This is a genomic window from Methanomassiliicoccales archaeon, from assembly GCA_036504055.1.
Taxonomy (GTDB): Archaea; Thermoplasmatota; Thermoplasmata; order Methanomassiliicoccales; family UBA472; genus DASXVU01.
In genome coordinates, this window is sequence record DASXVU010000028.1 from 19,314 (window position 1) to 27,402 (window position 8,089).

5 protein-coding genes are annotated in these 8,089 nt (G+C 55.7%); 3 read left to right on the forward strand and 2 right to left on the reverse strand.

Going from position 1 to position 8,089, the window contains the following annotated elements; all coding sequences use genetic code 11:
• Positions 1-70: 70 nt before the first annotated feature.
• Entirely contained in the window at positions 71-2,989 is a 2,919-nt protein-coding gene (locus VGK23_06020; GenBank protein HEY3420091.1) for a PAS domain S-box protein, read from the reverse strand.
• A gap of 105 nt (positions 2,990-3,094) precedes the next feature.
• On the opposite strand from VGK23_06020, the gene VGK23_06025 reads away from it, so the two are divergent.
• Together VGK23_06025 and VGK23_06030 are read left to right on the forward strand one after the other, a co-directional pair.
• On the forward strand, positions 3,095-4,756 hold the full coding sequence (locus tag VGK23_06025) for an aldehyde dehydrogenase family protein (GenBank protein ID HEY3420092.1): 1,662 nt from the start codon (positions 3,095-3,097) through the stop codon (positions 4,754-4,756).
• A 102-nt stretch (positions 4,757-4,858) separates the two neighbouring features.
• Positions 4,859-6,496: a methylamine methyltransferase corrinoid protein reductive activase gene (locus tag VGK23_06030; protein ID HEY3420093.1), complete on the forward strand. Its 1,638-nt coding sequence runs from the start codon at positions 4,859-4,861 to the stop codon at positions 6,494-6,496.
• Positions 6,497-6,571: 75 nt separating this feature from the next.
• Here VGK23_06030 and VGK23_06035 read toward each other — a convergent pair whose 3' ends face one another.
• Positions 6,572-7,216, reverse strand: coding sequence for a DUF1638 domain-containing protein (locus VGK23_06035; GenBank protein ID HEY3420094.1), 645 nt, complete (start codon positions 7,214-7,216; stop codon positions 6,572-6,574).
• Positions 7,217-7,571: 355 nt separating this feature from the next.
• Between VGK23_06035 and VGK23_06040 the strand changes: the two genes are divergently transcribed.
• On the forward strand, positions 7,572-8,089 hold a 518-nt coding region (locus VGK23_06040; GenBank protein HEY3420095.1), incomplete at its 3' end, for a hypothetical protein.

Consider the following 8,089-nt stretch of genomic DNA (forward strand, 5'->3'; position numbering starts at 1 on the left):
ATCCATTCCATTTCGATCAGATCGTTGAATGTCCTGGAAGTAAAGATCATCAAGGCATCGGCGGCAGATCTCAGTCCTGGTGGAACCGGAACCTGCCTTCCGGCACTTCGATCTCGAACATCACGCCCTTCCCCGGCTCTCCGGCCTCTTTGATCCGGATGTCGGTGATGGATAGGATCTCCATGCAAAGATGAAGGCCGAGACCGGTGCCCTTCCCGAAACCCATCTCGAAGATCATCTCCTTGTCCATGGCCGGTATGCCCGGCCCATGATCCTCGTAGACCATGACCAGTGACGTCCCTTCCATCCTGAACCCTATCTTCACCCGGACCGGTCGGTCCGCGTACTTGACCGTGTCCTCCATGATGTTGTGGAACACCTTGCCCAGCATCGGATCGGCATAGAGCTGCAGGGTCTCGATCCTGCTGTCCAGATCGATCTCGGAGATATCCTTCAGATCTGGCAGTTCTTGGATTATCTCGGCCACGTTCTGCCACCGGGGCGATACGGTACCCAGTTCCTGATAGTCCTTGGCGAACTGCAATTGGGAATCGATGATCTCGGTGGACCGCTCTATCCTGCGTAACCGGTCGGTCATGGCCGGTTCGTCGGCGGATGACCGCGCCAGGGACAGGTTGCCCTTCAGGACCATGAGCTGATTCATTATGTCATGGCGGGTGATGCTGTTCAGGATCCTCAGTTTCTCGTTGGCCCGCTTGAGCCTCGAATCGGCGTTCCGGCGCTCCGTTATGTCCCGGCACACCACGAGCATGGCTGGCCTATCGTTATGGTCGATCATGATGGCATTGATTTCCGACGGTATCTTCCTTCCATCCTTGGCCACATGGACGGTCTCGAAGATCGCAGAGTCCCTTTCCTGCAGGAACCATTTCTTTTCTGGGATGTCCCGCGCCTCTCCGGGGATATCGAGGTCCTCCGGGCTCATCATTAGCAACTCTTCCCTCGAATAACCAAAGCGCTCGCAGGCCAGATCGTTCACTTCCAAGAACATGCCGTTGGGCTCGTGGATCATCACCGCGTCCTGCATGTGGTTGAAGATCTCCCGAAACTTCTTTTCGCTCGCCTTGATCATCTCAGCATCCCGACGCTGTTCCGAAATATCCACCACGGAAGCGATGGTCCCTCCGTAGATGCCATTATCAAAGAGAGGCACCACCGTGACCTGGACCCAGATGAAGGTCCCATCGCCTCGCTTGAATCGATACTCGACCCGCCCTTTCTCTCCCTTGAGCCGGGCAGCAAAGTTCTTCCGCACCAGGTCCTTTTGTTCATCGGCCACCAGATCGATGGTCGAGAGCCCGACGATCTCCTCTGGCTTCCGGCGCAGCAGTTCCTGCACGGTCTTGTTGGCATAGACTATCTTGTTGGACTCGTCAGAGACCAATATCCCGATCGCCAGGTTGTTCAGTATGCGGTTGTGCCGCAGCTCGGTCTTCTCCACCATGCGCTTGGCCCGTTCCATCTCCGAAATGTCATGGATCAGGGAGAACAGAAGCGAGCGCCCTTCGAACTCGATCGGGCCGCTGAACACCTCCACATCACGCAGCTCTCCGTTGGCCAGCCGATGCTGGAAGACGAAGTACTGTTTCTTCTCCGAATGGGCAGCGTGCAGGCTCTCGGCGACGGTCCTGGGGTCCAGGGTGTTGATGTCGGAGATCCGCATTTCCAGCAAACGGTCCGGCCCATACCCATAGAATTCGATGGCTGCCTTGTTGGCATAGATGATGTCACCCTTGGACGGGTCGAGGATCATCATGTTGGCCTTATTATTGTCCAGCAGACCCAGGATGTTCTCCTCCCGGATCCTGAACTCCATCTCCCGCAAGGACTGGATGGTAACGTCCATGAAGCTCCAGAACCGTCCCACCACTTCCGTTCCCAGCATGACCGGCTTCGAACAGGCTTCGAACTTCCGACCATCGGAGAACTCGATGGTCCATCTCCTCTCGTCGAGCGGATGGGCATAGACGTCCTCGATGAAAGACACGAACTTGTCCGGCGCCGCCGTCTGGTCGCTGACCTGGGAGAGGAAATTCCCCCGGTCTCCGCTCTCGATCGTGCCGGGAGACAAGCTCCACATCTCGAGGAACCTTTGATTGAACTCCGTGACCTTCCGGTCCATGCTGGTGACCAGGATGCCCTCCTCGCTGGAATCGAAGGCGGCCTTTATCAGTGACAACGTCCTCTGCAATTTCACCTCGTTCTGCTTGGCCTCGGTCACATCCGTGCCGAAAAGGAGGACCTCCTCCACCACCTGCCTATCGTCCCGGATGAAACGGCAGGTCCAGGCGACCCAACGTTTCTCACCGTCCTTGGTCTTGAACGAGTGGGTGAAGGTCTCTCCCTTCCTCCGTTGGGCGAACATCGCCTGGAAGATGTGCCTCGGGTGTTCGTCCTGGCCCACCCGGGCCTTGTCCAGCCAGTCAACGAAGCTGCTTCCGACCAATTCGTTGCCCCATCCCAGTTGTCTGAGCCCATATGTGTTGACATAGGTCACCCGCATTTCCGGGTCGAGCTTTACCGCTATGGCATTGACCTCCTCGACCAGGTCGCTGTATCTCCTTTGGGTCAATGCCAGCGATCTCTCAGTGACATAGCTCCTGGCCAGATGAACAATGGCCTTCTGCAATTGCCCATACTGGACCGAGGGGTCGCCTCCTTTCTGAAGGTAGAAATCGGCCCCGCAGTTCAAGGCCTCGATGGCCACTTCTTCTCTGCCCCGACCGGTGAACAGGATGAAAGGAACATGCCCGAACTGGGAACGGAGCCGCTTAAGAAAATCGACGCCGCTGATCCCCGGCATCTGGTAATCGGAAACGACCACCTGATAATCGGTGGTGGACATAGCCTTTTCCGCTTCGTCCACCGAAGAGGCGGTGTCCATCTCTATCTCACCCGGGATCTGGACGAATTCCCTGCAGATGTCAAGGAGTAATGGTTCATCGTCGACATAGAGGACCTTGATCAAAATAGAACCCCGCCTGATGGTTTTTCAACACCCTCATGGTATTTAATCTACCCTTTCTGAATTTCATCAGGCCAGCATATATCGGGAACCGTTAGTGTTTGAGGAATGTACGACCTCAGAGGCAATAGGCCCGAGGTCATGGATAATTACAAATCGACGGCGTTGGCTTTACCGCTCGTCGTGCTCGAATTGCCATTCCGAAACCTTAACACGTTCGTGGGCCTGGTAAAGGAGAACAGACAAGAGGAGTTCCACGCGAACTTCGAACTGGCGGTGGGGGCGATGCGCGCTTCGATTCATGACACCGTGATCTCCTACCCGATTTTCATCAACGGTGAGGCTATCCCGGCCAGGCAGCTCTTCGAGGATCACAGCCCGATCGACGGGCACCTCATGGTTGGCCGTTTCCCGAAATGTGCGAAGGCGGACGTGGAAAGGGCGGTGAGTGCGGCCGAGAACGCTTTCGCCGAGTGGTCGTTGACACCATACCGGAAAAGGGCTGTGGTGTTCCAAAGGGCGGCCGTTCTCATGGCCAATGAGAGATACCGGTTCGCAGCCGCCCTGACCCTGGACAACGGCAAGAACCGGGACGAGGCCGTCGGGGAGGTGGATGAGGCGGTCGATTTCATGGAGTTCTACGCCCAGGCGATGGTGGAGAGTGAAGGATTCCGGGAGAAGAAGAACCCGCCCTATGAAGATGAGGTCCCGGTCAGCGTGATGCTCCCGTGCGGTGTGTTCGCCGTGGTGTGCCCGTTCAATTTCCCGCTGTCGATCAGTGTGGGCATGACCACCGGTGCCCTCATCACCGGAAACACCGTGGTGGTGAAACCGGCCTCGGTCGCGCCATTGGCCGTTTACCTGTTCTATGATCTGCTGGTGCGGGCCGGGCTTCCGGCCGGAGCGATGAACGTCGTGACCGGTTCCGGGGCCGAGGTGGGCGATCATCTGGTCAATCACCCGAAGATAGCAGGGATCGCTTTCACCGGCTCAAAGGAGGTGGGGTTCAGGTTGCTCCGCTCCAACCCACGTAGCTGGTCGATCCCAATCATCGCTGAGATGGGCGGGAAGAACGCTTGCATAGTCACCGACAACGCCGACCTGGACAAGGCGGTGGAGGGCGTGGTCCATTCCGCCTTTGGTTTCTCAGGACAGAAGTGCTCGGCCTGTTCCCGGGTCTATGTCCAGGACAACATCTACGACGGATTCTTGGTCAAACTGGTGTCGAGCACCAAGGCCCTCAAGGTGTGCGACCCCCGGTTGAGGGAGTGCGACCTCGGGCCGGTCATCCATTCAAAGGCGGTCTCTGACTATGAGAAATATCTGGCCATGGCCAGGAAGGACGGACAGGTCATGTGCGGTGGAAATGTGCTCAAGCCGGAGGGCAAGAGGGGGAACTACGTCGAGCCAACGGTGGTCACCGGCCTGCCGGAAGACCACTTCCTGGTACGGAACGAGCTCTTCGTGCCGATCCTGGTGGTGCAGAGGTTCAGGACGCTCCCGGATGCTTTGGCCATGGCCAACAGCGTAGAATACGGGCTGACCTCCGGCATCTATTCGAACGATACGGAGGAGGTCGAATTCTTCTTTAACCATATCCAGGCCGGTGTCGCCTATGCAAACCGACCAAGGGGGGCGACGACGGGGGCAATGGTGGGCGGGCAACCCTTCGGAGGATGGAAGGCCTCCAGTTCGACCGGGAAAGGGTCTGGGACAAAGGAGTATCTGCAACAATTCGTTCGACAACAGGCAAGGACCACAATGCTTTGAAGATGAGATGGTCCTCCTGACATCACTTTGGCAGATAATTATCCATTATTTTTAATATTTAATGTCAATGGATAAATATCCCAAGGGATGATATTGAACCATATGGCATTCGGTCTCGCCCTCGACCTCGGTACCAGCGGCTACCGGTCTCATTTGGTGGATCTATCGAACAAAGGAAGGATCGTGTCCACCACCATCACGATGAGGCATCCCCTTCCGGGTGCCAACATCATGGACCATCTTCATTTCTGGCTGGAGAATGGAAGCGATATCGGTCACCAGATAATCGCCGAGACCGTGGATAGGATGATCGAGGCCCATGGGACGGACCATCAAATAGACCGCATCGCCGTGTGCGGGAACCCAGCCCAGGTCTCGATGTTCCAGAACATCGAGGTCAGGGACCTGGCCTACGCAGGACACAATGCGTTGAAGCGGTTCAGGATCGACCCACCGGAGAGAAATGGATGCATCACCACCGCCGGGGAGGTCGGATTGAAGACGGTACGAGCCGAGGTGGAGGTGATCATCCCTCCATCCATCAGGCATGAGATCGGAGCGGATGCACTGGCCATGATAATCAAATCTGGCCTCCTGGAGAAGAACGAGACCTGCATGGTCACCGATTATGGGACCAACGCCGAGATGGGCCTTTACCATAATGGGGAGCTTTACACGGGTTCGGCCGCGGCCGGTCCTGCCATGGAGGGCCAGTCGATCAAGTTCGGTATGCTGGCATCGCCTGGAGCAATATCGGATTTCACCGCTGGACCCTATGGGATGTGGTATGACTATGTGCTTGATGCAGATCTTCACCCGCGCCGTTCGACCCTGATGGGGCTGCAGAACCAGGAGATAAGATTGCAGGATTACACCGCAGCCCGAGGGATCACAGGAACGGGAGTGGTCGGTGCCGTCGCGCTTGGGATCGAATGCGGCCTGATACGTCTCCCCAGGATCAGAACTCCGGACGGCGTCCTGCATTTCCAGAACAACATAACGTTCGGGCAGGACGATCTGACCGAGGCGGGGAAGGCAATGGGGGCCATCAGGGCCGGCCACAGGACGCTGATCGAAGAGGTCGGCATGGATGATAGTGAGATCAATGCCATGTACCTCGCCGGAGCTTCCGGTACCTACGTCGACCCGATCAAGGCACAGATGGTGGGAATGGTCCCCCAGATGGTGGGCAGGACCGTCCAGGTGGGCAACACCTCATTGATGATGGCGTATGATCTGGTCACGAACACGGAGACTCTTGATATGATGCGGTCGGTGGCGCATTCTATCGCATCCAAGCACATCATGTTCGCCACCTCCAAGACCTTCGAGACTCTCTACACCAACGAGCTGGCGTTCTGGACCGAAGGCATGGATCTCGATCTTTACAATCAGATCAACAAGGATAATGGTCTAAGACCGATACCGTCGATAGTCCTTCCCAAAGAGACCTCGAGGGTAGTGGCCGGGGACATCCCCGTCCTGGGAGACAGGGGGCTGAACGTCATCGAGAACATCGGGGTGTACCTCACCGGCAGCTTCCCAGGATGCAATGGTTGCGGAGGATGCCAAAAGGCTTGCCCTGAGAACGCCCTTCACCTCATCGACACCGGAGGAGATAGTCCCGACGTCCGGATCGCCACCGACATGTGCCTGGGGACCGCATGCAAGAAATGCCAGAGGGCCTGTCCCAAGAAGATCTACCGTTTCAATGGACTTAAGGCGGCCACGAGGAACTGAGGCCTTTCGGTCAGTACATTTTCGCAGCGGCCATCATCGTTTGACGGTCGCGGTTCATGATCATCTTACTATGCTCTAGCCTCGGATCTCTTCTATTTTTCTAGAGCTTTCGGCCATTGACTTCGCCTTGACCAGACAAAGATGGATACCGACCAGCGAACCGTTCCTGGACTCATGTCGAAGGTGGTGAGCATTGGCAGACTCGATGGTCTTTCGTTTGCCTTCCTCCGCCCCTTCCACTCCGGTATCTATGAAGAGACATCTGGAATAGTTCTCGAAAACCGCTTTCAGAATGTAATCCACGCCATATTCCTGGTTGTCATAATTCTCCAGGTTAAGTATCTTGGAGATATATTCCTCATGCCGATCGGCAACCCCTGGTATGGCGAACCAGGTCCCCGCGCACTTCTTCAGTTCCTTGGCGTACTCCTCTTGAGGCAGGAGCACGTCGACACAATCATCCCCTTCCAGCATGACGGTTGGAATGCCCAATTCTTTCTCGATGTTCTTTAGACATCTGCATTGGCCGAAACCCAGGAGCTCTGCGTCCACCTTCCCCTCCAATCCCTTCACCTTCTCCTCGATGGTGCACTTCAGTGCCTTAGGATCTGCATGCATGGCAAAGTCGAGATACTCTATATGCACTACGTCTGGATCATCTGCGATAAGCAGCTCGAACTCCTTCCGGAGCATGTCGCAGGCGATCACACCGATCCTCATGGTCTAGCTTCTGGTCAATTCGTTTTGTATGTGGTCCACCGCCGATGAAGGCACCGTCGGAGAACCGATGATCTCCATCCCATTCCCTTCCCAGCGCCGATCCCTTCGTATTGCGGGAAGGGACGGTCATTTGTGGAAAATGTTTACCATGAAAGTAGAGTCGTTTTCATGATATAAACATGGTTTCACGTCAGAGAATTGCCCGACATCGGCTATCAAAAGCCCAAATCCAATTCCATTTTCCGCCTCACGATCAAGAAATGATTCTTCGTCGATCATGCGGGATGATTGGAATCATGTTAAATCTCATCCGTATTAAGAGCCTTCATTCAAGGGCTAGAGGTCTGATGCTGCCATGTTGCTGACCAAGATCAAGATATCCTCACCGGACAATATCATCAGCCGTTTGTCCTCAGAAATGCAGGTCCAAGTCGATATCGTACGCTGCGGGGTAAATGGAACTGGAGGCCTGAGCGTTCTCAGGATCAGATCACAATCCGACACTGACTCTGAGGACATCAGGAAATGGTTCAGCGGAATCGAGGGTTGCAGTATCGTATCGATCGCCTCGGCCTCTCCTGGGAAGCACATCGCCATGGTGAGAAACGCCCGGTGCAGGCTATGCAGGGCATTCGTCGGGACAGATTGTTTTCTGGAATCCGGATGCAGCACCAGCAGCGGTTCTGTGATCTGGAAGATCTATACGCCGAACAACACCTCGCTGAAGGGCATGATCGAACGTATCAGGAACGAAGGATGCAAGGTTGAGTTGCTAAGCGTCAAAAGGGCAGCCTCCTCATGCGAGCTGACCCGGATCCAGGACGAAGCAATGCGGATGGCCCTGTCGACCGGATACTATGATATCCCTAAACG

Coding starts and splice junctions, on each gene's coding strand:
- VGK23_06030 (HEY3420093.1), top strand. CDS start 4,859: ATGGCATTCGGTCTCGCCCTCGACCTCGGTACCAGCGGCTACCGGTCT.
- VGK23_06035 (HEY3420094.1), bottom strand. CDS start 7,216: ATGAGGATCGGTGTGATCGCCTGCGACATGCTCCGGAAGGAGTTCGAG.
- VGK23_06025 (HEY3420092.1), top strand. CDS start 3,095: ATGTACGACCTCAGAGGCAATAGGCCCGAGGTCATGGATAATTACAAA.